This window comes from Acidiferrimicrobium sp. IK (assembly GCF_025499425.1).
Lineage (GTDB): Bacteria > Actinomycetota > Acidimicrobiia > Acidimicrobiales > Palsa-688 > Acidiferrimicrobium.
The window spans coordinates 244,426-268,916 of record NZ_JAIMCB010000003.1 but is presented as its reverse complement, the minus strand read 5'-3'; the positions used below and the strand labels follow the sequence as shown (position 1 = coordinate 268,916).

Below are 24,491 nucleotides of genomic sequence, written 5' to 3'. Positions count from 1 at the left end.
GGCGCCAAGGGTAGTGGACGCCGCCGGCGGTCCCAGTGGCAGTTACGCCGCCGCGCCACCTGCCGCGAGCAGCCCGGAGCCGATCGCCCCGGCCCGCTCGCCGAGGACCGCCGCCTCGATGCGCACCCGGCGCTCGCCGGGTGCCTCGACCAGCTCGGCGAAGGCTTTGCGGACCGGTCCGAGCAGGACGTCGCCGGCCTCTATGAGGCCGCCTCCGAGGACGATGACCCGAGGGTCGAAGGCGTTGGCCAGGTTGGCGAGGCCGAGGGCCAGCCACCAGGCGAAGCGGGCCATGATGCCGAGCGCGTCCGGGTCGCCGTCGCGGGCGGCCTGGGTCACGTGCTCGCCGCGCACCGCCTCCGGGTCGCCGCCGGCACGGGCGAGGACGCCGGGGGCCCGGTGCCCGAGGGCGGCCTCCCGGCCCAGCTGGCCGAGGCCGCTGCCCGACGCGTACCGCTCCCAGCAGCCCTGCTTCCCGCACGGGCAGAGCGGCCCGTGCGGGTCGATGACCATGTGGCCGAACTCGCCGGCGAAGCGGTCCGCCCCCTCGTTCAGGGCGCCCCCGCTGACGATCCCGCCGCCGATCCCGGTGCCGAGGGTGACCATGAGCACGTCGTCGGCTCCGACCGCGGCGCCGAAGCGGTGCTCGGCCCAGCCGGCGGCGGTGGCGTCGTTGCCGACCCACAGGCGCGAGCCGGGCAACCCGACGGCGAGCTGGTCCGCCACCGGCAGGCCGACCAGGCCCGGGAGGTGGGGGGAAAAGCGCATCACCCCGCCCCGGTCGACCAATCCGGGGATCCCGATGCCGACCGCCTCGGGCGGTGCCGCCGGGCAGAGGTCTCTCACCACCTCGAAGATGCGGGCGACGACCTCCGCTCCGTCGCGCGGCGTCGGCCGGCGGGCCTCCGCCTCAACCGCCCCGGCGATCGCCCCACGGGACGGCCCCCCTTGGTTCGGAGGTTCGCCCTCGGCGCGGGCGGGGCGGGCGAGGGGTGCCAGGCGCACGGCGAGGATCTTGGTGCCTCCGATGTCCACCCCGACGACCGGCCCGGAGGCCACGGCGCGGCTCAGGACGCCGCGATGCGGGCCCGCAGCTTGCGCATCACCGCCAGCCAGCGGTCCCGGTCGGCCACCTTGCCCTTTTCGTACTCGTGGACCTCGGGGTGGGGCAGGATCAGGAAAGTCCCCGATACGATCGCGGCCACCACGTCGTCGGCGACCTTGGCCGGCTCGATGATCTCGCCGCTGGCAGCCACCTCGGTCTCGCCGAGGACGCTGGCACTGACCATCGGGGTGCGGACCCCCTGCGGGCAGAGGCAGAGCACGTTGACCCCGTCCCCGCCGTAGGTGATGCTCAACCACTCGGCGATGGCGACCGACGCGTGCTTGGTGACGGTGTAGGGAGCCGACTGCATCATGGCCAGCAGCCCGGCCGCGGAGGCGGTGACCACGAACGCTCCCGATCCCCGCTCGGCCATCCCGGGCAGCACCGCTCGCGCCGCGTGGATGTGGGCCATCCCGTGCACCGCCCAGCTGCGCTCCCAGTCCTCGTCCTCGCCGAGGCCCTGGCCGGCGCCGATACCGGCGTTGGAACAGTAGACGCCGATCGGCCCCATCTCCTGGGACACCCGCTCGACGAGGGCGGTGACCGCCACGGGGTCTGTGACGTCGACGCCGAAGCCGGCGCCGCCGGGCAAGGTGGCGGCCACCGCCTCGGCCTTACCGGCGTCGAGGTCGACCACCGCCACCGCTGCCCCCGCGGCGGCCAGCCTGGCGGCCAGGGCGGCTCCGATCCCGCTGCCCCCGCCTGTCACCACCGCAACGTTGCCTGCCAACTCGACGCTCATCGGGCTCACCCTAGGCCGGCGTCGCCCCGGCCAAGCGGTGCAGGGCGATCGCCGCCGCGGTCGCGACGTTGAGCGAGTCGACGCCGCGCACCATCGGGATGCGAGCCTCGACGTCGGCAGCGGCCCGAGCCGCCGCGCTCAGCCCGGGGCCCTCGGCGCCCACCACCAACGCGACGCGCCGTGGTGGCTCCAAGGAGCCGATCGGCGCCGCCGTCGGATCGGGGGTCAAAGCTACGACCGTGAACCCGGCGCGACGCAGCGAGGCCAGCCCCTGCGTCCACGGCTGCAGACGGGCGAAAGGGACCCGCAGCACGTGGCCGAGCGACACCCGGACGCTGCGGCGGTACAGGGGGTCGGCGCAGGTCGGGTCGAGCAGCACCGCTTCCGCCCCGAGGGCTCGGGCGTTGCGGAACAGCGCGCCCAGGTTCTCGTGGTCGTTGACGCCTTCGAGGACCATCACCACCCGGGCCGAGGCGACCGCGGCCATCGGATCGGCCGGCGCCAGACGGCGACCCACCGCGACGACGCCCCGATGCAGGTCGAAACCGACCGTCGCCGCAACCACGTCTCTGTCAGCGACATACACCGGTGCCGACTCCCCGGCGGCGGCCAGCAGGTCCGCCAGAGGCTGCAGACGGTTCGGCGTGACCAGCACCGACTCGAGCGGGTACGCCGATGCGACCATCTGCTCGAGAGCCAGGTGGCCCTCGACCACGAAGATCCCCTCCCCCGCCTCCACCCGATCCCGCCGGGTTGGGTTGTTGAGCTGGCGATAGGCGGCGAGGCGGACGTCGGAGGGATCGGTGACCTGGACGGGGTGGAGGCCCATCCCCGCCCTTTTTCCCCGAACCTGCTACTTGAGCAGCGCCTCGATGGCCGAGGTGACCTCTTCGGACTCCGGCTCGGTCTGCGGCCGGAAACGGGCGACGACCGCGCCGTCGGGGGCGACGAGGAACTTCTCGAAGTTCCACGCCACGTCCCCGGCCTCGCCTTTTTCATCCTCAGTGGCGGTCAGCCAGGAGTAGAGCGGATGGCGTCCCGGGCCGTTCACGTCGACCTTCTCGGTCATCGGGAACGTCACGCCGTAGGTCGTCGAGCAGAAGGTCTCGATCTCCTCGGCGGTCCCCGGCTCCTGCCCGGCGAACTGGTTGCAGGGCACGCCAAGCACCGTGAAACCCCGGTCGCGGTAGCGCTCCTGCAGCGCCTCGAGCCCGCTGTACTGCGGCGTCAGCCCGCACTTGGACGCCACGTTGACGACCAGCACGGCCTCGCCGGCGAGGGACGCGGTGTCAAACGGGGAGCCGTCGAGAGCGGCGATTGTCACATCGGGAAGGGCCATGTCCCGAAATCTACGGGTCTAGGACGCGGTTGCGTCGGCTCCGCTGCTCTCGACCCGGGCCTTCAGTTCCCTCAACGCGGTGCCCATGATCCGCCCCTCCGCCCGCCGCTTCACGAAGCCGGGCAGCGGCACCACCAAGTCGACGGTCAGGTGGTAGGTGATCTCCGTCGATCCGTCACCGGCGGGACGCAGCTCGTAGGCCCCGTCGAGACGGCGGGTGATGTCGCCGGCGACCTGGACCCACGACAGCTCGGAGGGAGCCTCCGAGTAGTCGTAGAGCAACGTGTAGGACGTGCTCCGCCCGAACGCGGCCGCCCGGAAGGTGACCCGGACCGGCCGGCCCTCCTCGTCGCGCTCGTCGATGGTGACGGCCTTGATGTCGGCGGCCCAGTCCGGGTAGTGCTCGAAGCCGATCAGCACCTCGAAGCAGTGGTCGGGCGTGCCCCCGATGGTCATTCGTTCGGTGACCTGCTCTTCCACGTTGTTCGTCTCCTCTCGACGGCGCCCGGCGCCGCTCGTGCGAGCCGCCGACCGACGGTAGTCCTTCGACCTTCTTGCGACAAAGGACCCGGCCGGCCCCGGTGCATCACACCTGCAGCCGCCACCCTACGGACGGCGGAGCCTGGAGCGCGCCGCGGCCGCTCAGCGGCCGACCCGGGTGCCCATCTCGTCGATGGCGGCTCCCAGCCGGGCCGCCAGCATGTCGTAGTCGAAGTCCTGCTCGGCGCGTTGCCGGGCGGCCTGCCCCCAGCGGCTGGCGAGGCTGCCGTCTGAGATCATGCGGCCGATGGCTGTCGCTACCGCGCCCACGTCCTCGGGGTGCTCGACGACGATGCCAGTCTCGCCGTCGGCCACCGCCTCCGCGGCCCCGCCGCTTCGTCCCGCAATCGAAGGCACGCCGGCGGCCGCCGCTTCTAGGAAGACGATGCCGAACCCTTCCTGTTCGAGACCCTTCCACCGGGAGCGGCACAAGAGGGCGAACACGTCTGCGCAGGCATACAGCCCCGGCAACTCCACGTCGGGCACCCGGCCTAGGAGCCGCACCGGCGCGCCGGTCTTCTTGACCAGCTGCTCGAGCCGGCCGTGGTCGCGCCCCGAACCGGCGACGGCCACGACCAACCCCGGGTGCTCGGGCGCCAGGCGAGCCGCGGCCTCGATCAGGGTGTCCACCCCTTTGCGGGGCACCAGGCGGCTGACGCTGACCACCAGCGGACCACCGGCGGGCAGGCCCAGGCGGGTGCGGGCCGCTACCCGGTCGATCGCCGCGAGGGGCACGAATCGCTCGGTGTCCACCCCAGGCGGCACCTGGACCACAGGAGGCAGGCTGCCACCCGCGACGTGGCGAGCCTCGGCCTCCGGGTAGCCGCCGGCCGCGATCAGCAGCGAAGCGCCCTGCACCACCCGGCGCAGCAGCTGGCGGCTGGCCGGCAGCCGCCCGGGTACGGTCACCTCCGCCCCGTGCAGGACCACCGCGTAAGGCAGGCCGAGCCCCGGCCCGATCGCCCCCAGGGGAAGGCCGGGATCGAGCACGACGACCTCCGCTCCGACCTCGGCGGCCAGCCGCCGGATGTGGCGGCGCAACACCGGGTTGGGAAGCAGGACCGGCTCCCGGGTCCGCTCGACGCGGAAACCCTGCTGGCGGTCGAACACGTCGGCGTCGCGGTACGGCGTGGTCAGGACCGTGACCTCCTCCGCCGGCAGCCGCCGCCACAGCTCCCACAAGTACGACTGGATACCCCCGATCTTCGGCGGGAAGTCGTTGGTGACGAGAAGGTGGCGCATCAGAGGCTTCGTCCGGTATCGGGAGGCAGAGGGTCAGCCTGGCACGGAAGAGGGCGCTTCGCCCAGCACCCTGGTAGCGGGGGGGCTGCTCCCCATCGACCGAGGTTCTGGCCGCTCTGGCTCTCAGCGGGACCGGATGGTGCGGGTCGGCCTCGGCCCGCACCATCGCCTCGACGTCGTCGGCCACGAGGTCCAGGAGGTGGGAGGCGCCGAGCCGCCGGGCGGCCCACGCCGCATGCGCCCGGACGATCGGATGCGGGTGGCGCAGCCCGTCCGCCACCGCGGCCTGCACCGCCGGCGACCCGGGGTCGCCGGCGTTGGCCAGCACCAGCAGCGCGTTGCGCCGCAGGTACACCGGGTTGCGTTCGGGGATGTACCACCGCCCCCAATCCGCGAGCAGCGCCTCGTCGCTCGACGCCAGCACCGCGAGGGCATCGGCGCTCGGCTGGGCGCCGGGCTCGGCCGCCGGCGGCGGCCGGCGCCGGGCGCCGAGGCGGTTGACCGGGCACACCTCCTGGCAGTCGTCGCAACCGTAGAACCGGTCCCCCAGGGCGACCCGATGCTCCGCGGGGAAGACCCCCGGCGCCTGGACCAACCACGCCAGGCAGCGCCGTGCGTCGAGCACCCCTGGCTGGTCGAGGGCGCCGGTCGGGCAGGCCGTGGCGCAGCGGCGGCAGGTGCCGCATCCGTCCGGTACCGGCTCGGGGGCCGGCGGCAGCGGGGCGTCGGTGACCACCGACCCGAGGACGAACCAGGAGCCGGCGCCGGGCAGCAGGATCGTGGTGTTGCGGCCGTACCATCCCAGGCCGGCCCGGTAAGCCGCGGCCCGGTCCACCAGCGCGTTGTCGTCGGCGACCACCACCGCCCTCCACCCGTCGTCGCGAAGCCGGCGGGCCATCGCCTCGAGGGCGACCCGGAGCGGTGCGTAGTGATCGACCCAGGAGTACCGGGCGATCCGGGCCGGGGGGCCCGCCCCGCGGCCGGCGCCGCCGGCGCCGCCGGCGGACGCGCCAGGGACGGGCGTCTCCGGAGCGGGCCTGTCCGGGGCGGGCGTCTCCGGGGCGGGCGTCTCCGGGGCGGCCCTGGATTCGACATCCAGTTGTCCACCTGGGGGGGTGGACAACTGGATGTCGGAGGAAAGCGTGCCTGGACGGTGGGCGGGCGCCGGCGAGCCGGCCCGCGCCGGAGACGCCTCCGTCGGCTCCCGCAGGTAGCTCCGGGCACCGACGATCAACGACCGAGCACCGGCCAAGATCCGTGACGGATCGGTCGAACGGGCCGGGTTGCGGTAGGTGAACTGCATCCCACCGTGCAGGCCTTCGGCTTTCCGCTCCTCGAGCACCTCGCGAGCGTCGTCGAAGGATCCCGCGCCGGCGAAGCCGACCGCGTCCAGGCCAGCCGCAAGGCCGAGCGCCCGCAGGTCCTCCGCGAGCCGGCCCGGGTCGCGGTGGTGGCCCATGGCGGTCAGGCTACGAGCCAGGCGGTCTAGATGGCGCCGGGCGCGCCAAGGGAACGGCGTCGCCGGGGGTGGCCCGACCAACGCTGGGTCGTGCGCCGACAGCGGCGGGTCCGGTGATTATCGACGAGCTTTGCGACGCTCGCGCCACGCCCGGAAGCGGCCGCGGCCTGGAGCGGGATCGGGAACCGCTAACGCTTCGCCCGGCCCATCGGCAGCCTCCGGCGAGCCTGGTGCCTCCGGAGCGCCCGGCGTCGGACGGCCGACCTGGGGCGGCGGGAAGGTCAGGACCGGCACCTCCGCGGCGTCCCCGGCGAGCGCGGCACGAATCGCCGGAACCTGCGGCTGAGTCGAAACCTGAGGTTGAGGTTGAAGCTGAAGTTCTGAGTCGTCGCCGAACGTCCCTGAGCTGGGATCCGATCCTTCGGGCGCTGACTGGTCGGGCGAGACGAGCGGGGTCCCAGTGGAAGCAGACGGCTCGTGAGCCCACACCGACGACAGCGGCTCTGCTAGCGGCGGGGTTGACAGGGCATCCGTCGGCGGCGAGATGACCTCCGGGTCGCCCGGCGATGGCACCGACCCTGCCAAGGTCTCACCCTCTGCCGCGGTCACGTCAGCAGAGGAGATACCGCCATCCCCCAGCTCGACACCGGGCCCAGGCTCGACGCCTGGGTGGGGCTCGACACTGGGCCCAGGCTCGACGCTGCAGGGCTCGAAACTGGAGGGCTCGAAACCGGTGGCGGGCTCTACGCCGGCGGGCGCTTCGGTGCCAACGGCTTCGGTGGCAACGGCTTCGGTGCCAACTGCTGGATCCAATAGAGCAGCGCCGGCGGCCGGATCAGGACCGGCGGCCGGATCAGGACCGGCGGCCGGATCAGGACCGGCGGCGCCAGGATGCGGTGCGCCCGCATCGAAGGCCAGGACTGGCCGAGCCGGCGGGCCTTCGGGGGTCTCTGGAGCGACCGGAAGCCGCATCTCCTCCCCGTCGGTCGGAGACGACGACCCCCGTCGGCGACTCCCAGAAGAAGCCCCAGACTCACCGGGCGCGTCCACTGGATCGCTCACGGCGAGTCCCTCCGCGGCGGCCAACTTGTCCGCCACCGCCCGTTCGGCGGCGGCGACCTGCTTGGCGACGGCCTTCTCCGCAACAGCGGCCTTGCGGGCCACGGACCGCTCGACCTCTGCTCGCGCCCGGTCCGCTGCTCTCTTGGCGGCCGCCGCTTGCCGGTCGCTCGCCTTCTTAGCCGCGGCCGCCTCTCTGGCGGCGCTGCGTTCGGCGGCCGCGATCTGCTTGGCGGCAGCCTTCTCGGCAGCTAGAGCTCTCCGAGCGGCAGCCTTCTCAGCAGCGAGTGCCTTCCGGGCGGCCGCGGCAGCCGCCTTCTTCGCCGCGAGTGCCTTCCGGGCGGCCGCGGCCTCCTCGGCGGCGGCCGCCTTCTCCGCAGAAACCCTCTCAGCGGCCGCCTTCGCAGCGGCGTCCTTCGCGGCGGAGGCCTTCTCCCCTGCCCCGGCCTCGGTGGCGGCGTTGCCGGCGGCATCCGGTTTGGGTGCTCTCCCAACCTTCGCCGCCGCCGTAGTCCCGGCGCCTTTGCCCGCAGGCGGCGACCCGGCCAGCCTCTTGTTTCCGGCCGACGCTCGAGCGGCCTTCACGCTCTGCCCAGACGACGACCCAGGCGACGGCACCCCAGGCGTCGGCACCCCAGACGACGACACCCCAGGCGTCGGCGAGGCAGTAGCCGACGATGACGATGAAGACGGGGGCGCCGGCGAAGAGCCCGACCCCACAGCAGCTTGCCCGCCCGCTGCTCGTCGCGCCTTCGCAGGCGCCCCGGCGGCGCGGCGCGGCCGGTCCCGCGCGCTCAGCGACCGCTCGTCCCGCACCGGCAGCGAGGCTGGAACTCCGGGCACCCGCCCCACCCGGCTGGCGCCACCAGGGGCCTCTTCGGCTGCGTCAGGTTCGGGGGCCGGAACCCATCCCAGCACAGTGGCGCTGCGGGTCCGGGCCTGCAACGTCCGAGCCGCTAGGTCGACGATCCATTCCGCGCGCTGCTGCCTCCCCCGCCAGCGGTAGGAGAACGCCACCACCCATTCGGCGCCGTGAAGCTGGTAGGCCGACCAGCCGTCCGCGAACTGCTCCGGGGTGAGACGCACACCCTTGTCGGCCAGCGCCCGGGGGACCGCCTCGCCGAGCGGCCGGTGTGAGGGGCCCCGCCTCGGGGTGGACATGGCCAGGACGGTCGCGCGGGCCACCGCCGCTGCCTGCTCGGCGAACACCGGGGCAGCGAAACGCTCGACCCAAGCGACGTCCACGCCAGCGGCGGCGGCGACCTCAGCGATGCTGGCCCCGGCCCGCAGGCGGGCCTGCACCTCGCGCGGGGTGAGGGCACTGTCAGACTTGGGCGGCGGCGTAGCCAGAGCCCGCGGCGCGTCCTCGGCTCCGGCGGTCAGCGCCAAGCCGGCCGCCAAGTGTTCGAGAAGCGCGTCGTCGACAGGGACGACGAACTGCCCGCGACCACCCGCTTCTGTGGCAAAGATAAGCCCCTTACGGTCTTTGGTGGGACCGACGAGATGGAGCGACTGCACAGGCTCCCCCGGCTAACGGACCCGACTTCCGAGTCGATCTGCGAAAGTAGCAGTTGGACTACTTGCCTCCCGCGGATGCCGGCGGTCGGAACGCCACCGAAGCGGGCGGCGAGGCGTCACGCGCAGGCGCCGCGCGCCTGGTGACGCAGCCGGGGCACGAGGCCGCCGCGGCTCAACAACCGCACCGCACGCGCCTCCGCGGCGTCGATCACCACCGCGTCACTCGCTTGGCGGCCACAGATCGCAGTCACCACGCAGTCGTCGCAAGCCGCCGTCCGCTGCATCACGCAGTCGTCGCAATCAATGGTCAACGTCGTCATACCCGCATCATCCATCAGGGGTGTGACATTTCCCGCCAGGCACCCCGGCCGGCCGCCAGGCACCCTCACCGGCCGCCAAGCACCCTCACCGGCCGCCAGGCATCGGGCCGCCCGTCAGCCACCCCGCCGCCGGTCAGTCATCCCGCGCCCCCGCCGCCCGGCCCGACAGACCCGGTAGGGCGCTCAGCGGTCCTGCGGGCGGCGGCCGATCACCCCGAGCAGCTGGGCCACCGAGATGGTGTTGCCTCCCCGCCGTTCGACCTCGCTGCGCACCCGCCGGTCGTCGGTGGCCACGACCACGGGACGGCCTGGGTCGCATCGATCGACCAGGTCGATCAGGACCTCGTCGGCGTCCTCTCCCGACTCAGAGAAGCTGACCCGCACTGGGCTCCTCAACCGACCGGCCGGGGGCGGCAGCTGCTCCTCCGCACTGGCGTCGAACACGACGTGGAGCGCGGCGCCGGTGCGGGCAGCCAGCTCTCCGAGCGCAGCGGTCAACCGTTGGCGCTGGTCGGCCAGACCGACACCGGGCCAGGTGTTGAGGGAGACGTTGTAGCCGTCGACCAGGATCACCACGTTGGGGCGGCGGACCAGGTGGGCAGCCACCTCGAGGGAGTCACCGAACAGGCCTCGGGGGACCGGAACCGGGCGCCGCCGGCCTGCGCTTCCCCGTCGACCTGCGGGCGAGCCGGGGCGGCGGGCGGCGGTCACCGCCGCCCCAGGGGAACCGGGAGGAGCAGCCCCGCCCCAGGCGGCCCCCGACCCCGACCCCGGCGGGCCTCCGGCAGGGGCCGTGGCGCTCGAGCCATCGTCGCCCATCTCGGCTCCTGCCCGCGCCAGTGCAGCCCCGAGAGCCTGCGCCGCCGCGGCTGCGTCCATCACTGCGTGGGCGACGCGCCCGCGGCGATCCTCGACCTCGGCGCGGGCCGCACCTGCGGCGTCCTCGGCGTCAGCCAGGGCGGCCGTCAAGCGGCGTAGGTCGCCCGCCATCCGGTCCCGCTCCGCGCTGGTCGCGTCAAGCCGGACGCGCAGCTCGTCGGCGGCTGCCTCGGCGACCTCGGCGCGGTGACGGGCCTCGGCGGCCTCCCTGGCGCTGTCGAACGCGGCCAGGCGGGCGCCGTCGATCTCGGCTCTCAGCTTCGCCGCCTCCTCCTCCGCCAGCCTGCGAGCCTGGCGTTCCCTGGTGAGCTCGTCGAGCCGTTCGCCGGCCAGCTGGCGGGCTGCTTCCGCCGCCTCGTCGCTGCGGGCTCGGGCGGCCTCCACCGCCTCGAGCCGGCGGCGGGCTTGGCGCTCGGCGCGGCCCTCATGCGCTTGGTGGGCGACGGCGTCGGCTCGCTCGCCCAGGGCGGACAACTCCCGAGCCCACCCGTCGGGTCTGGTTAGCCACAACCACGACGCCTGCTCGATCAGGCCGGGATCCACCGATGCTGCCACCGTCGCCCGGAACCCGTCGTCGCTGTCGACGACGTCGCGGACCGCGGCCAGGCTCTTGGCCGGGAGCTTGGCGAAGCGCAGGAGCGGCCGCAGCCTTCTTGGAGGTTCCACTGGCGGTGTGGCCGCCAGCCCTGCCCGGCCCACCGACCAGGCCGCCTCGAGGCCTTGGCGGATGAGCGAGACCGGGACGGCCTCGGGCGCAGCGCCCGCCCCGGCGACCGGATCGGACGTCGCCTCCGGCCCGCCGTCTAGATCGGACCCGTCGTCGCTCAACTCGCCGGGCGCGTGACAACAGCTGGCGTGCGCGCCGTCCTCATGCTCCGACCGTACCGGGCTCCGCCGTCCACGTCCGTGGCGCCCGGCGCGACAGATAGCCTCCGGGCATGGTCCATGCCTTCGTGCTGATCGACGCCGTGCCCGCCCGGGTCGCCCCCCTGGCCGCGGAGCTGGCCGACGTCGAGGGGGTCGCCGAGGTGTACTCCGTGGCCGGCCACGCGGACATCGTCGCGGTGGTCCGGGTTCGGCGCCACGACGAGCTGGCCGACGTGGTGACCCGGCGCATCCACTCCCTCGATGGCATCACCAACACCCGTACCCTCATCGCCTTCCAGTCGTTCAGCCGCCACGACCTGGAAGCGATGTGGGACCTGGGCGCCGAGTAGAACCACCGCCCGACCAGAGCCGGGACGCCCGCGGTCAAGACGGCTCGCCGGCGGCATCCTGCGAGGTGGCGACCAGCGTCGCCAGCGCCTGGGCCGCTCGGCCGTCATCGATGGCGGCCGCGGCCATGATCAGCCCTTCGGCCAGTTGCGCGGCGCGGCCGGCAACCACCAGCCCGGCGGCCGCGTTGAGCACCACGATGTCTCGGTGGGGGCCGCGCTCCCCCGCCAACACCGCTCGGGCCAACCCGGCGTTGGTCACCGCGTCGCCGCCTTTCAGCTCGTCGGGGTGACACGGGGTGATCCCAAGGTCGAGCGGGTCGATGACCCAGCTGCGGACTTCGGGGTCCTCCACCTTCCATTCCAGGACCGTCGACGGGCCGGTGACGGTGAGCTCGTCGAGCCCGTCGGAGCCGTGGACGACCAGCACGTGGGTGGCGCCGTTGGCGGCCAGGACCCCGCACATCTTGGCGGCCATCGTCTGGTCCCCGACGCCTACCACCTGTCGGCGGACGCGGGCCGGGTTGGCCAGCGGCCCGAGGAAGTTGAACGCGGTCGGCACGCCCAATTCCCGGCGCACCGGCGTGGCGTGACGCAGCGCCGAGTGGTAGCGAGGGGCAAAGCAAAAGCCGATGCCGGCGGTCTCGATGCAGCGTGCCACCCCCTCCGGCGCCAGCTCTATGGCGACGCCCAGGGCCTCGAGCAAGTCGGCGGAGCCGGCCTTGGAGGAGGCGGCCCGGCCACCGTGTTTGCATACCGGCACGCCGGCGCCGGCGACCACCAGCGCGGCGATGGTCGAGACGTTGATCGTCCCGCTGCGATCACCGCCCGTACCGCAGGTGTCGATCAAGCGATCGGCCAGCTCGGGGCCGACTCGCACCCGGGTGGCCGCGGCCAGGAGGGCCCCCACCATCCCGCTCATTTCTTCGACGGTCTCACCTTTGCACCGCAAGCCGAACATCAACGCGGCGATCTGCGCCGGCGTGGCGTTGCCTTCCAGCACCTCGCCGAGGGCGCAGGCCGACTCCGCTCTGCTCAGGTCGTGGCCGGAGGACAACCGCGACAGGATCCCCGGCCACCCGCCGAGGCTGTCGATGGTCGGCGTGCCGGACTGCCTCGACGGTTCCACAGGGTCGAGACGCTACCGGCAGACCGGCGTCGGGCTCTAAATCGCCATCACCGACGTACGGGGTCGGGAGGTTACGCGGAGCGCCGCCGCTGGCGGATGATCCGCCGCCGCTCGCGCTCGGTCGCACCGCCCCACACGCCGTCTCGCTCCCTGTTGGTCAGCGCCCACTCCAGACACCGCTCGCGCACCGAGCAGGAGAAGCAGATGGCCTTGGCGTCCTCCGCTTCCTCATCGGTGATGGGATAGAAGACTTCGGGTTCGACACCGCGACAGGCGGCGCGCTGCCGCCATACCAGGGCTTTTGTCGGTTCCATCGGGGTTCTCCAACTCGGGGGCATCTCCCGGCGCCATCCGCACGCAGGTGCCGCCGGGAGACCCCCATTGTGTCGCGGCATGGCGGGGGGTGTCTAGGAGTTCCGCACCAAGGATTCTGGTGAACTGCGGTGACACCGCGTCGCCTCCGGTTCGGGCCTCAAGCGCCTCGCAGATCCTCGAGGAGGGTCTCCTTGGTGTCGTCGGAGAGGCGCACGCCCTCGGTGTAGGCGGGATGATTGATGGCGAGGACCACCGGCTCCGACGCGAAACGGGAGATCTCCTGCGGCGAGAGGGAGAACCGCACGTAGTGGACCGACGCGGTGATCTCCTCGCGGGTCAACTGCATGGCGTGGCCCTCGTCGACGGCGCAGCGCACGACCGACGCAGTCGGACCCTCCCCGATCAGCAGCTCGACGGAGCGCTCCACCCCGACGAGCTTCGGTAGCCACTCCTCCATCTCGGCTCTGGTCGTCAGCTCGACGAACAACGTCGCGGAGAGGCTCCCCGGCTCGGGGATGAGCGGGTTGTAGGTGTCGAGCTCGGTCTGGATGGCCTCGTCGGAGAGCATCCGCTCGGCTCGGGCCATCTCCTGGACCTGGAAGAGGATGGTGTCGTGGTTCTCGAACACGAGGGTCACCACCGGGCCGACCGAAACCCGGCGGCGTCGTTTGAGGGCGATGATCCGGTCCCGGAACTGGTCCCGGCTTCGTTCGTACGCTCGCAGGTCGGAGATGTCGTCGAGGGTCAGTTTGGTGTTGGCGGGCATGGTTGCCTCCTAGAGGGCATCAGCGTCGCGGGTCGTCGAGCTCTTCGGGGATCCCGTAGGCCCGAGCCAGCAACTGCAGGGGATGGAGGGGACGCCGGCCGGTCTCCTGGTCGATGGCGCCGTTGGCCAGGTGGCAGTCGCCGGCCACTACCTCCGCATCGGCCTTGTCGATGGCCTGGGCCAGGGGCTGGGCGACCTTGCGGGCCAGGTCGTAGTTCTCCGAGCGCATGCCCCACATGCCGTCGATGCCTGAGCACTTGTTGATGGCAGTCACCTTGGAACCGGTCAGCTTGATGAGGTCCCGGCTCCGCAGGCCAATGTTCTGGGCCTGCAGGTGGCAGGGGACGTGGTACGCGGTCGTCTCGGGCACGTCACCGGCGAACTCGGTGTCGATGCTGGTGTCGCCGCTGACGCTCGACGACTCGGGCTTCAGCTGGTTCTTGTGCAGCTTCCAGAGGTATTCCGCGGCGTCGTAGGTGTGCGCCGCGACCAGCCGGGCGTCCTCGGTCTTCAGGTACTCGGGGTAGTCCCGCTTGAGGACGTAGCCGCACGTCGGTTGGGGGACGACGATGTCATTGCCGGCCCGCACCGAGGCAGCGAGCTTCTCCACGTTGGCCGCGGCCTGCTTGGTGAACTGCCCGAACTCCCCGCTGTGCAGCCACGGCGCGCCGCAGCAGCCGGCGCCGTCGGGCATGTCGCAGGTGACGCCGTTGCGCTCGTAGACCTTGACCAGATCCTTGCCGATGGCCGGGTTCTGGTACTCGACGAGGCAGGTGGAGAAGATCGCAGCGCGGGCCTGCTCGGGCCGCCCGAGGCGGGACTCGCCCCGCCGGCGCCGCTTCTTGAACCAGGTCGAGAACCTGGTGCGGGCGTAGGGCGGCAGTACCCGTTCCGCGGCAACGCCGACGGTCTTGTCCATGAGCTTGCGGATGGCGGAGCCCGGCGTGGCGATGGCCCGGTTGGCGATGGGCGCGGCCGCGCTCGACAGGGTCCCGATCAAGTCGGTGTGGCCGAGCACCTGCGTGGTGATCTTTCCCTTCAAGTCGCCGTGGTGGCGGTTTTGTACCGCCTCGGCGCGCTGCATCAGCTTCGGGAAGTCCAGCTGCCACTCGTGCGGCGGGATGTAGGGGCACTTCACGTAGCACAACTTGCACTGGTAGCACTCGTCGACGACCTTGTCCTGCTCCGCCGCCGTGAGCTCCTCGACGGCTCCGTCGCGGGCGTCGATGGCGTCGAACATGGTCGGGAACGACGGGCAAAGCGACAGGCACAACCGGCAGCCGTGGCAGAGGTCGTAGACCCGGGTCAGCTCCGTGCGGAGATCGGTTTCGTCGTAGTAGGCGGGGTCGTTCGGGTCGTAGGTGACAGTCACGGTGCTCCTGGCAAGGGTTCGGGGAAAGGAGACGGGTGCCCGGCGGCGGGCAGTGACAGGACCGGCCCGCCCCGGTATCGGGACGGGCCGGCGGCCTGCTCAGGGGTCCGAACGAAGCGGACCGAGTATCAGCTGACGCTCTGGAGGCCGGAGGTGAAGCGGCCGGCGTGGCTCTTCTCGGCCTTGGCCAGCGTTTCGAACCACTCGGCGATGGAGTCGAAACCCTCCTCGCGGGCGGTCTTGGCGAAACCCGGGTACATCTCGGTGTACTCGTAGGTCTCGCCCTCGATCGCCGACTTGAGGTTGTCCTCGGTGTCGCCCACCGCGACGCCGGTCACCGGGTCGCCGACCTCGGCGAGGAAGTCGAAGTGGCCGAACGCGTGGCCCGTCTCACCCTCAGCGACGCTGCGGAACAACGCGGCGACATCGGGGTAGCCCTCGACGTCGGCCTTCTGGGCGAAGTACAGGTAGCGGCGGTTGGCCTGGCTCTCGCCGGCGAACGCCTCCTTCAGGTTCTCGTGGGTCTTGGATTCCTTCAGTTCGGGCATGTCGGTCGCTCCTGGTTGTTGGGGATTTCTGGTTGTGCGGTTGCTGTCATACAACCTGCGGGGCTGCGGCGCACTGGGCGCACACACCCCGGAAGACCACCTCGGCGTCCTCGACGGCAAACCCCTGCTGCTGGTTGGCCGGCACGTCGAGGCCGGGGTACTCCACGTGGAGGTCCCGGATCTTGCCGCACACGCGGCACACCAGGTGGTGGTGAGGGTCGACGTTCGGATCGAAGCGGCTGGCGCCGGTCCCGACGTCTAGCTGCTGGATTTCGCCCATCTCGGCCAGGTCGTTCAGGGTCTGGTACACGGTCTTCAACGACATGGTGGGCATCCGCTCCCTGGCCACCGCGTAGACCGCCTCGGCCGTGGGGTGCACCGCCGACCCGTGGAGTACCCCGAAGATGCATTCCCGCTGGGGGGTGACCTTGAGGCCTCGCGCCCGGAAGGCGTCGGCGAGCTCGGCCGGGGACTTCATGCGACACATATTAGCACCTAACAATCATTGTCGGTAGGGCGGTTGGCTACGGTGGGGACGTGCGTGGCTTCGACCGTGGTGCGGCGCTGTCCAGAATGAGGTCGGATCGCTTCGATCTGCTGGTGATCGGAGCAGGCGTGACCGGGTGCGGTGTGGCGCTCGACGCGGCGGCGCGGGGTTTGCGTACCGCGCTGGTCGACTCTGGGGACCTCGGCGGCGGGACGTCGTCGAAGTCGTCGAAGATGGTCCACGGCGGGCTGCGCTACCTCTCGCAGGGCGAGTACCGGTTGGTGGCCGAGGGGCTGACAGAACGCCAGCGCCTGCTGACCAACGCCCCCCACCTGGTCAAGCCGCTGCCGTTTTTGATCCCGCTGTTCAGCCGCGACCCGGTGGCGCCCGGCGCCGGCGGATCGTCCCGGGCGAAGGTCAAGGGCCTGGCCAAGGCGTACTCCAGCGCGTTGTGGCTCTACGACCTGGCCGGCGGCCTGCGGATCGGCAAGCGCCACCGCCGGGTCAGCGCCGGCAGCGCCCGGGCCCACCTGCCGCTGCTGCGCTCCGATCGGCTGGTGGACGCCTTCTTGTACTGGGACGCGCAGGCCGACGACGCCCGCCTCACCCTGGCCCTGGCCCGCAGCGCCGCCGACCACGGTGCCGCGGTGGCCACCTACGCGCCGGTGGCGGCACTGCTCGAGGCCGACGGGCGGGTGTGCGGCGCTCGCCTGGCGGATGGCACCGAGGTCCGCGCCGCGGCGGTGGTCAACGCGGGCGGCGTGTGGAGCGAGCAGGTGGCCGAGCTGTCGCCTTCCCCGTCTGGGCACCTGCGCCTCCGCCCGGCCAAAGGCGTCCACCTGGCGGTGCCCGCGCACCGGCTCCCCTGTGACTACGCCACGGTCCTGTCGGTGCCCGGCGACCGCAGGTCGGTGTTCGTCGTGCCGTGGGACGCAGCGAGCGCGTCGGGTCCGGACGGTCCCGGGCGCTTCACCTACATCGGCACGACCGACACCGACTACGACGGCCCCCTCGACGACCCGCAAGTCACTCCCGCCGATGTCGGGTACCTCCTCGACGCGGTGAACGCCTGGACCACCGCCGGGCTCAGCGCCGCCGACGTCACCGGCTCCTGGGCCGGTCTGCGCCCTCTAGTCGCCGGCGGCCAGCCCGGGTCCGGGGACGAGGCCACCGCCGACCTGTCCCGCCGGCACCGGATCGACACCTCGCCGCAGGGGCTGATCACCGTCACCGGCGGCAAGCTCACCACCTACCGGCTGATGGCCGCGGACGCCGTCGATGCGGTGCACCATCTGCTGGGGCGCCGCCTCACCTACTGCCCCACCCGACGCCTGGCGATCTGGGGGTCCGAAGGCAGCGCGGAGCTGGCCGAGCCCGGCGCCGCTGAACGCCTCGGCGCCAGCCCGGTGCTGCTCCGCCACCTGGCCGGCCGCTACGGCGGCGAGGCCCGGGCGCTCGTCGCGATGATCGCCGCCGACCCCGATCTCGGCCAGGCGCTGGTCCCCGGCCTGCCCTATCTGAGGGCCGAGGCGCTGTTCGCGGCCCGCTACGAGATGGTCCACTCCCTCGCCGACGTCCTCTACCGGCGGACCCGCGCCGGGATCCTCGACCGCGACGCCACCGTCGCCGCGGCGCCTGCGGTGGCGGAGCTGATCGGCGCCGAGTTGGGCTGGGACAGCTCCCGCCAGGCCTCGGAGGTCGCCGCGGTGGTGGCCGGTGCCGAGGCGGAGCGGGCGTCGATGGCCGCGGGAGTACTCCCGACCGCCGGTGGAGCGGGCCGGCCCTGACAGCACGGTCCGGCAGCGGGCATCATCCCTTTCGATGACCACGCCCACGTCGCCCCCACCCCTCGGTCCCGGCGTCCCGACACCGGCGGTCGCCTTCGAGGGCGACCCGGCCGGCCTGGCGACCCGCTTCGCCGGCGGACCGCTCCCAGCGGGCGTGGCCCGCCGGCTGGAGGAGGTGTGCGCCACGGTGACCACCGACGGCGAGACCTGCACAGAATCGGCCCGGGACTGGTGGCCGCTGTCGGTGGTCTGGGCCAAGGCCGGCACCGCCCCGGCTCGGGCCGGCGCGGTGGCCCGACCGGGGAGCGCCGGTGAGGTCGCCGCGGTGCTCGCGGTGTGCAACGACGCCCAGGTCCCCGTAACCGTGGCCGCCGGCCGGAGCGGGGTGTGCGGGGCGAGCGTGCCGGTGTTCGGCGGGGTGGTCCTGGACCTCACCGGGCTGTCGGGAATCGAGGCCTACGACGACATCAGCCTCCTCGTCGACGTCTCGCCGGGGACCTTCGGAGACCGCTTCGAGGCAGCGCTGCGCGACGACCACGGCGCGACCAGCGGCCACTGGCCGCAGTCGATGGCGCTGTCGACGGTCGGCGGCTGGCTGGCTTGCCGGTCCGCCGGCCAGTACTCCACCCGCTACGGGAAGATCGAGGACATGGTCGCCGGCCTGCAGGTGGCCATGGCCGACGGCACGGTGATCCGCACCGGCGGGCGGGCGCCGCGGGCCGCGACGGGCCCGGACCTGACCCAGCTGTTCGTGGGCAGCGAGGGGACTCTCGGCGTGATCACCTCTGCCAGGCTGAAGGTCCGCCCGTTGCCTGACGCCGAGCGGCGCGCCGCGTGGGGCTTCGCCACCGTCGACGACGGCCTCGACGCCTGCCGCCGGATCCTCCGCCGGGGCGCGACGCCGGCGGTGCTGCGGCTCTACGACCGCGTGGAGTCGGGCCGCAACTTCGAGCGTCCCGACCACTGCGTGTTGATCGCGCTCGACGAGGGCGACCCCGCCGAGATCGACGGCGGGTGGCTGGTCGTCGACGACGAGTGCCGCCGCGCCGAGCCGCTCGGCGAGGGCCTGGTCGAGCGGTGGCTGGCCCACCGCAACCAGGTAGCCGACCTTGGGCAGCTGGCCGCGGCCGGCATCGTCGCCGACACCATCGAGGTCGCCGCCAGCTGGTCGGGGTTGACGGCGATCTACCACGCCGCGCTGCGGGCCGTGCAGGACCTGCCCGCCACGCTGGCGGTGAGCGCCCACCAGTCACACGCGTACCGCGACGGCGCCTGCTTGTACTTCACTTTTGCCGGGCGGCCCGACCCCGAAGGGGCCGAGGCTTACTACCGGGCGGCCTGGGACGCGGTGGTCGGCGCCACGTTGGAACGCGGCGGCGGCCTGTCTCACCACCACGGGATCGGGATCAACCGGGGCCGGCACATGGCGGCAGCGCTCGACGGGGGCCTGCAAGTGCTGACCGCGCTCAAGACGGCCCTCGACCCACGGGGCATCCTCAACCCGGGCAAGCTCGGTCTGGGGTCGCCGTGGGGTCCGCCGCCGTGGTGACCCGCCGATAGAGTCCCTGCCCGTCCGCGCTCACCCAGGGGAGGGGTTCCCATCAGCATCCTCGTCGTCGACGTCGGCACCAGCAGCGTGAGAGCGGCCATTGTCCGCCCCGACAGCACAGTCACCCACGTGGTCCGCCGGCCCCTGCCCCCGATCGTGCCGATGCCCGGGCTGCTCGAGTTCGACGCTGCGGCCATGGCCGCCGCCGCGCTCGAAGTCGCCGCCGAGGCCCTCGCCTCCGGTGGTCCAGTCGACGCGGTGGGGGTCACCGCGCAGCGGGCGTCCACCGTCGCTTGGGACGCCCGCACCGGGGTCCCTCTCGGCCCCGGCCTCGGCTGGCAGGACCTGCGCACCGCCGGCACCTGCCTCGAGCTGCAGGCCGACGGCCTGCGCCTGTCCCCCAACGAGACAGCCACCAAGGCGGCGTGGCTGCTCGACACCTACGACCCTGACCGCTCGCCCACCACCCGGATCGGCACCGTTGACAGCTGGCTGGTGTGGACGCTCTCGGGCGGTGAAGCCCACATCACCGACCTGTCCAACGCCGGGGTCACCGGGCTCATCGCCGACGAGGGGCGGGGCTGGCGCGACGACCTCCTCGAACGGCTCCGCATCCCGAGCAGCGCCCTGCCGGCGCTGGTCGACTCCTCCGGACACCTGGCGCAGGCCTCGGCGCTCGCCGGCAGCCCGCCCGTGTGCGGCATCGCCGGAGACCAGCAGGCGTCGCTCATCGGCCAGGGCTGCACCCGGCCGGGCATGGCCAAGGCCACGTTCGGCACCGGCGGGATGCTCGACATGTGCGTCGGGGACCGGCCCGCGTTCGAGCATCGGGGGGCGGCCGGTACGTTCCCGATCATCGCCTGGCGGCGCGACGGGCGGCTCACCTGGGGTGTCGAGGGGATCATGCTGGCCGCCGGAAGCGCAGTCGACTGGCTGGTCGAGGACCTCGGTGTGCTGTCGTCGGCCGCGGAGTCCGAGACGGTGGCCGCCAGCTGCGCCGACAGCGGCGGGGTGGTGGTGGTCCCCGCCCTGTCCGGGATGGGAACCCCGCAGTGGGACTTCGGCGCCCGGGGCGCAGTGCTGGGCCTCACCCGCGGCAGCGGGCGGGCGGAGCTGACCCGCGCCGTCCTCGAAGGCGTGGCCCACTCCGGCGCCGACCTGGTCGAAGCCGCCGAGGCCGACGCCGGCACGACCATCGCAGCGCTGCGGGTGGACGGCGGGATGAGCGCCAACGCGGTGTTCGTGCAGGCCCTGGCCGACGCGTGCCAACGACCCGTCGAGGTGTCCCGCGAGGTGGAGGCCACCACCCTCGGCGCCGGCTACCTAGCCGGGCTGGCCGTGGGCACCTGGCGCGGTGAGGAGGACATCGCCGAGGCGTGGGCGCCCAAGCACACCGTCGAGCCGGCGAACGGCGCGGATCGTGACCGGTGGCGCGCCGCGGTGGAGCGAGCCCGGGAGTGGTACCCGGAGCTCACCGCGCTGCAGTTCTGAGCCCCGTTCACCGCTCCGGCAGGCGCAGGTCGGGGAGGCTTTGCTGGACTTCGAGGAGCGGCGCCATGAGGTCGCCTCGGTCGGCCACCCGGGCCAGCACTGCGGCGGCATCGAAGCGCAGGCCATCCCCTTTTTCCACCTTCACGGCAGCTTCGACCTCGTCCCATGCGACTGGTGTAGACACACTCGGGGTGTCCCTGGCCCGCAGCGAGTAGACCGCGACGGTGGTCTTGGACTTGGTGTTCTGACTCCAGTCGATCAGCACTTTGCCGGGCCGTAACCGCTTCTCCTGGCTGGTCACCACCAAGTCGGGGTGAGCCCGCTCCAGCAGCTGCGCCACCGCCAGCGCAAAATCCCGCGTCGCGTCGTAACCGGCAGGGGTGTTGAGCGGCACGTACAGCTGCAGGCCCTTGCTCCCAGAAGTCTTGATCCACGCCTGCAGGTCCAGCCGGTCCAGGACGCCGCGCACGAGCAGCGCCACCCGCCCGCAGGTCACCACGTCCGCCGGCGGCCCCGGATCGAGGTCGAACACCACCGCCCTCGGGCAGTCCAAGTCGGGCTCGCCGGCGAGGGTCGGGTGCAGCTCGATGGCGGCCAGGTTGGCCAACCACACCAGCGCCGCCGGCTCGTCGATGCTGCAATAAGCCACGTCGCCCATCGCGATGGTAGGCACCCAATCCGGGCGGTGGCTAGGGCAGTTCTTCTCGAAAAATGACGTGCCGTCGACCCCGTTGGGATACCGCTTGAGGGTCAGGGGACGCCCGCTTATGTGCGGCAGCACTGCCGGCGCGATCCTGGCGTAGTAGTCGATCATGTCACCCTTGGTGAACCCGGTGGCCGGCCACAGGACCTTGTCCAGGTTGGACAGCTTGAGGGATCGGCCGCCTACCTCGACCTCGGTGGTCTTCGCGGTGGCCACCAGCTGCTCAGGCCGAGGCCTTCTTGCGGCTGCCGTCACCGCGGGCGCCGGCCGCGGCCAGGCTGGCCTCCAGGGCGGCCATCAAGTCGACGACCGGAGCGGTGTCTCTCGGGGCTTCGGGGGCGGCGATGGCCTGGCCATCCGCCTTGGCTTCGATCAGGGCCAGGACCTTCTCGCGGTGGTCGTCGTGGTACTTCTCCGGCTCGAAGGCCGAGGTGAGCGACTCGACCAGCTTTTCGGCCATGTCCAGCTCCCGCTTGGACGGTTTGGTGGCGTCAGTGGTCGGGACCTCGAGCTCGGATTGGGGCACGATCTCGTCCGCGTAGAGCATGGTGGAGAGGACCAGCACGCCGTCGTGGGCCCGGATGGCTCCGAGGTACTGCTTGGTGCGCAGCACGAACCGGCCGATGGCGACCTTGCCGGTCCGGGCCATGGTCTCGGCGAGCAGCGCGTACGGCTTGTCGGCCCTGCCGTCGGGGATCAGGTAGTAGCTGTGGTCGTAGTAGAGCGGGTCGATGTCGGAGAGCTCGACGAACTCCTCGATGTCGATGCTGCGATCCGCCTCCGGGTCGAGGGTGGCCAGCTCCTCGGGCTCGACGATCACGTACCGGCCGCCGCCCATGTCGTAGCCCTTGACGATGTCGCTGTATTCGACCTCCTCGCCGTCGAGGGAGCAAACCCGCTTCTGGTTTATCCGCCCGCCGTCCTCTGCGTGCAGCTGATGGAAGCGGACGTCCTTCGACGAGGTGGCGGTGACCAGCTTCACCGGGACGTTGACCAGCCCGAAGCTGACCGAGCCGGACCAGATGGCGCGGGGCATGGCCACATTCTTCCCCAAAAGCGCTGGTCACAGTCGGGGCGACGGCCGATCGCGGCGCCGTGCCATCCTGGCCGGGTGGACATCGATGCAACGGCGGACCGGGTGGCGTCGCTCCTGCTGCACGGAGGCGGCGGGCTGCGGGACGAGACGAGCAGCGGACTGGAGTTCGAGGCGTCGCTGGCGCTGGCGCCGCTCAGCCGCGGCGCGGCTCCCCGCGACTGCTGGGCCGTCGACGGCGGCCAGGCGCTGGTGGCGGACGCCCGCAGCCTGCAGGTCTACGCGACCCGCGCCGCGACGGTGCGCTGGCGCGACGGCCGCAGCGTGCTCGAGGACGAGGGTCGGCTGCAGGTGCACCTGCTCGGCTGCGGCGAGGAGCGTGCCGCTCTGGCCGCTTTGGACTCCCCTGTCGACCCGCGAGCTGCGGTCGACGTGAACCTGTTGCGGGACTGGGGCGAGTGGAAGGCGGTGGCCGCCGCGGTGGACGCCGCCGATCCGGGCGCCGTGGTGCTCGTCGACGGCGACTTGCAGCCCGACTGGCGCATCCCCGCGTGGTGGCTGGCCGCTTTGGTGGCGCGCGCCGCGGACCGCCGCGTGCTGCTTGCCGGGGTGACCAAGCACTCGTCGCTGTCGCGGGGCGGCGCGCCGCTGCTCGGAGCGCTCGAGCAGGAAGCGACCGTGGAGCTGGGCGCCCGGGCGACCTGGTGGACCAAGGTGGCCCGGACCCGCCCCGAGGTCGGCGCCGGCCTGCAGGTTCTAGTCGCCCGCCTTGACCCCGACGCCCCGTTCGCTTTCCGCGTCGACCTGCCGGCCGACGCGGACCCCGAGGCGTCTCTCGGCGCCCTGTCGGCGTTGTGCGACGACGCCGCCTTCCCCGGCTACCCGTACCCGCTGTCGGTCGCCGATCGGTTGGCGGCGTGCGCCACCTGGGTCCGTGCAGACGTGTGGGACCGGATGGCCGAACGCTTCGATCGTCTCGGGGTGCCCCTCGACGTGCGGGAGCGGGCGTTCGCCGACCGCCACCGCATGATGGAGCGGGCGTGAGCGCCGCTCGGTCCCGTCTCCCGGCGTTCGACACTGCTTTCGTGCTCGGGGGCGGCGGGGTGCTCGGCTCCGCGGAGGTCGGCATGCTCCAGGCCCTCTTCGAGCGGGACATCATCCCCGACCTGGTCGTAGGTTCCAGCGTCGGCGCGCTCAACGGCGCGCTGGTGGCCGCCGACCCGTCGCCGGAGACCATCGAGCGGATGCGCGACATGTGGGCCGGGCTCTCCGACCGTGCGGTGTTCGGCGGTTCGGTCATCGGTCAGCTCGGCACCCTGGCCCGCCACGGCACCCACCTCCACGCCAACCAGAGGCTGCGCCGGCTGATCGACGATGCCCTGCCCGGGATGCGCATCGAGGACCTCCCCGTGGCCTTCCAGTGCGTGGCCGCCTCGATCGAGGCCGCATCGGCGCACTGGTTTTCCTCCGGTCCGGTGGCCGACGCGGTGCTGGCGTCGTGCGCGGTGCCGGGCCTGTTCCCGCCGGTGGAAATCGACGGGGAGCATTTCCTGGATGGAGGTCTGGTGCGTTCCGTCCCCGTCGGGCGCGCCGTCGAGCTCGGCGCCCGGCGGGTCTTCGTGCTCCACGTCGGTCGCATCGAGCAGCCCCTCGTGCCGCCGACCAGGCCGTGGGAGGTGGCGCAGGTGGCCTTCGAGATCAGCCGCCGGCACCGCTTCAGCGAGGACATGGCCAGCGTCCCCGACGACGTCGAGGTCCACCTGTTGCCGGCGGGGAGCTCCTCGCGCACCCTCACGGTGCGCTACCGCAAGACCAGCGGAGCCGCCGCCCGCATCGAAGCCGCCCGCGGCTCGACGGCCCGTTACCTCGACGCCCACATCAAGGCCTGAGGATG

24 protein-coding genes and 1 pseudogene are annotated in these 24,491 nt (G+C 72.5%); 7 read left to right on the top strand and 18 right to left on the bottom strand.

Annotated elements, in window-relative coordinates:
- Window positions 1-42 precede the first annotated feature (42 nt).
- The 7 genes and pseudogenes from K6U06_RS06925 to K6U06_RS24655 all read right to left on the bottom strand — a co-directional run.
- Window positions 43-1,059 (bottom strand): ROK family protein, encoded by a 1,017-nt coding sequence (locus K6U06_RS06925; RefSeq protein ID WP_262321178.1) that lies wholly within the window; start codon window positions 1,057-1,059, stop codon window positions 43-45.
- A gap of 8 nt (window positions 1,060-1,067) precedes the next feature.
- Window positions 1,068-1,847 carry an SDR family oxidoreductase gene (locus tag K6U06_RS06920; protein ID WP_262321177.1) on the bottom strand — a complete coding sequence of 260 codons (780 nt, stop codon included), beginning with the start codon at window positions 1,845-1,847 and terminating at the stop codon, window positions 1,068-1,070.
- 10 nt (window positions 1,848-1,857) lie between these two features.
- A complete protein-coding gene (locus tag K6U06_RS06915; protein ID WP_262321176.1) occupies window positions 1,858-2,676 on the bottom strand; it encodes a TrmH family RNA methyltransferase in 819 nt (272 codons plus the stop codon).
- A 24-nt stretch (window positions 2,677-2,700) separates the two neighbouring features.
- Window positions 2,701-3,186, bottom strand: coding sequence for a glutathione peroxidase (locus K6U06_RS06910; protein WP_262321175.1), 486 nt, complete (start codon window positions 3,184-3,186; stop codon window positions 2,701-2,703).
- An 18-nt stretch (window positions 3,187-3,204) separates the two neighbouring features.
- Window positions 3,205-3,666, bottom strand: coding sequence for an SRPBCC family protein (locus tag K6U06_RS06905; protein WP_262321174.1), 462 nt, complete (start codon window positions 3,664-3,666; stop codon window positions 3,205-3,207).
- A 162-nt stretch (window positions 3,667-3,828) separates the two neighbouring features.
- Complete coding sequence (locus tag K6U06_RS06900; protein WP_262321173.1) at window positions 3,829-4,968, bottom strand: glycosyltransferase family 4 protein; 1,140 nt, start codon at window positions 4,966-4,968, stop codon at window positions 3,829-3,831.
- Window positions 4,969-5,476: 508 nt separating this feature from the next.
- A pseudogene (locus K6U06_RS24655) lies at window positions 5,477-5,866 on the bottom strand (epoxyqueuosine reductase); the annotation flags it as partial.
- A 411-nt stretch (window positions 5,867-6,277) separates the two neighbouring features.
- Here K6U06_RS24655 and K6U06_RS06895 point away from each other — a divergent pair.
- Window positions 6,278-6,457, top strand: a complete 180-nt coding sequence (locus tag K6U06_RS06895) for a hypothetical protein (protein ID WP_262321172.1) — start codon at window positions 6,278-6,280, stop codon at window positions 6,455-6,457.
- An 87-nt stretch (window positions 6,458-6,544) separates the two neighbouring features.
- On the opposite strand, the gene sepH is transcribed toward K6U06_RS06895, so the two are convergent.
- From sepH to K6U06_RS06880, 3 genes are all read right to left on the bottom strand, one after another.
- A complete protein-coding gene (gene sepH / locus K6U06_RS06890; protein WP_262321171.1) occupies window positions 6,545-9,004 on the bottom strand; it encodes a septation protein SepH in 2,460 nt (819 codons plus the stop codon).
- Window positions 9,005-9,120: 116 nt separating this feature from the next.
- Window positions 9,121-9,324: a hypothetical protein gene (locus K6U06_RS06885; protein WP_262321170.1), complete on the bottom strand. Its 204-nt coding sequence runs from the start codon at window positions 9,322-9,324 to the stop codon at window positions 9,121-9,123.
- Between the two features lie 183 nt (window positions 9,325-9,507).
- Window positions 9,508-11,031, bottom strand: a complete 1,524-nt coding sequence (locus K6U06_RS06880; RefSeq protein ID WP_262321169.1) for an NYN domain-containing protein — start codon at window positions 11,029-11,031, stop codon at window positions 9,508-9,510.
- A gap of 110 nt (window positions 11,032-11,141) precedes the next feature.
- Between K6U06_RS06880 and K6U06_RS06875 the strand changes: the two genes are divergently transcribed.
- Window positions 11,142-11,420, top strand: a complete 279-nt coding sequence (locus K6U06_RS06875; protein ID WP_262321168.1) for an Lrp/AsnC family transcriptional regulator — start codon at window positions 11,142-11,144, stop codon at window positions 11,418-11,420.
- Between the two features lie 34 nt (window positions 11,421-11,454).
- Here K6U06_RS06875 and trpD read toward each other — a convergent pair whose 3' ends face one another.
- The 6 genes from trpD to K6U06_RS06845 form a co-directional block, all read right to left on the bottom strand.
- Window positions 11,455-12,546, bottom strand: coding sequence for an anthranilate phosphoribosyltransferase (gene trpD, locus K6U06_RS06870; RefSeq protein ID WP_262321167.1), 1,092 nt, complete (start codon window positions 12,544-12,546; stop codon window positions 11,455-11,457).
- 71 nt (window positions 12,547-12,617) lie between these two features.
- Window positions 12,618-12,860 carry a WhiB family transcriptional regulator gene (locus K6U06_RS06865; RefSeq protein WP_262321166.1) on the bottom strand — a complete coding sequence of 81 codons (243 nt, stop codon included), beginning with the start codon at window positions 12,858-12,860 and terminating at the stop codon, window positions 12,618-12,620.
- Between the two features lie 158 nt (window positions 12,861-13,018).
- Complete coding sequence (locus tag K6U06_RS06860; RefSeq protein WP_262321165.1) at window positions 13,019-13,627, bottom strand: DUF3501 family protein; 609 nt, start codon at window positions 13,625-13,627, stop codon at window positions 13,019-13,021.
- 19 nt (window positions 13,628-13,646) lie between these two features.
- Window positions 13,647-14,999: a heterodisulfide reductase-related iron-sulfur binding cluster gene (locus tag K6U06_RS06855; RefSeq protein ID WP_262321164.1), complete on the bottom strand. Its 1,353-nt coding sequence runs from the start codon at window positions 14,997-14,999 to the stop codon at window positions 13,647-13,649.
- Window positions 15,000-15,127: 128 nt separating this feature from the next.
- Window positions 15,128-15,547: a rubrerythrin family protein gene (locus K6U06_RS06850; RefSeq protein WP_262321163.1), complete on the bottom strand. Its 420-nt coding sequence runs from the start codon at window positions 15,545-15,547 to the stop codon at window positions 15,128-15,130.
- Window positions 15,548-15,593: 46 nt separating this feature from the next.
- Window positions 15,594-16,025 (bottom strand): Fur family transcriptional regulator, encoded by a 432-nt coding sequence (locus K6U06_RS06845; RefSeq protein WP_262321162.1) that lies wholly within the window; start codon window positions 16,023-16,025, stop codon window positions 15,594-15,596.
- Between the two features lie 95 nt (window positions 16,026-16,120).
- Here K6U06_RS06845 and K6U06_RS06840 point away from each other — a divergent pair, with 95 nt between their 5' ends.
- The 3 genes from K6U06_RS06840 to K6U06_RS06830 are packed head-to-tail and all read left to right on the top strand — an operon-like array spanning window position 16,121 to window position 20,861.
- Window positions 16,121-17,821 carry a glycerol-3-phosphate dehydrogenase/oxidase gene (locus tag K6U06_RS06840; RefSeq protein WP_262321161.1) on the top strand — a complete coding sequence of 567 codons (1,701 nt, stop codon included), beginning with the start codon at window positions 16,121-16,123 and terminating at the stop codon, window positions 17,819-17,821.
- A 34-nt stretch (window positions 17,822-17,855) separates the two neighbouring features.
- Window positions 17,856-19,370 carry an FAD-binding oxidoreductase gene (locus K6U06_RS06835; protein WP_262321160.1) on the top strand — a complete coding sequence of 505 codons (1,515 nt, stop codon included), beginning with the start codon at window positions 17,856-17,858 and terminating at the stop codon, window positions 19,368-19,370.
- A 51-nt stretch (window positions 19,371-19,421) separates the two neighbouring features.
- Entirely contained in the window at window positions 19,422-20,861 is a 1,440-nt protein-coding gene (locus tag K6U06_RS06830; RefSeq protein WP_316044696.1) for an FGGY family carbohydrate kinase, read from the top strand.
- Between the two features lie 7 nt (window positions 20,862-20,868).
- Here the strand turns inward: K6U06_RS06830 and ligD are convergent, their stop codons facing one another.
- On the bottom strand, window positions 20,869-21,780 hold the full coding sequence (ligD, locus tag K6U06_RS06825; RefSeq protein ID WP_262321159.1) for a non-homologous end-joining DNA ligase: 912 nt from the start codon (window positions 21,778-21,780) through the stop codon (window positions 20,869-20,871).
- A 7-nt stretch (window positions 21,781-21,787) separates the two neighbouring features.
- A complete protein-coding gene (locus K6U06_RS06820) occupies window positions 21,788-22,600 on the bottom strand; it encodes a Ku protein (protein ID WP_262321158.1) in 813 nt (270 codons plus the stop codon).
- A 75-nt stretch (window positions 22,601-22,675) separates the two neighbouring features.
- Here K6U06_RS06820 and K6U06_RS06815 point away from each other — a divergent pair, with 75 nt between their 5' ends.
- Together K6U06_RS06815 and K6U06_RS06810 are read left to right on the top strand one after the other, a co-directional pair.
- Complete coding sequence (locus tag K6U06_RS06815) at window positions 22,676-23,641, top strand: DNA double-strand break repair nuclease NurA (RefSeq protein WP_262321157.1); 966 nt, start codon at window positions 22,676-22,678, stop codon at window positions 23,639-23,641.
- Window positions 23,638-24,486, top strand: a complete 849-nt coding sequence (locus K6U06_RS06810; protein ID WP_262321156.1) for a patatin-like phospholipase family protein — start codon at window positions 23,638-23,640, stop codon at window positions 24,484-24,486. The genes K6U06_RS06815 and K6U06_RS06810 overlap by 4 nt, the downstream gene beginning before the upstream one ends.
- Window positions 24,487-24,491: the final 5 nt, after the last annotated feature.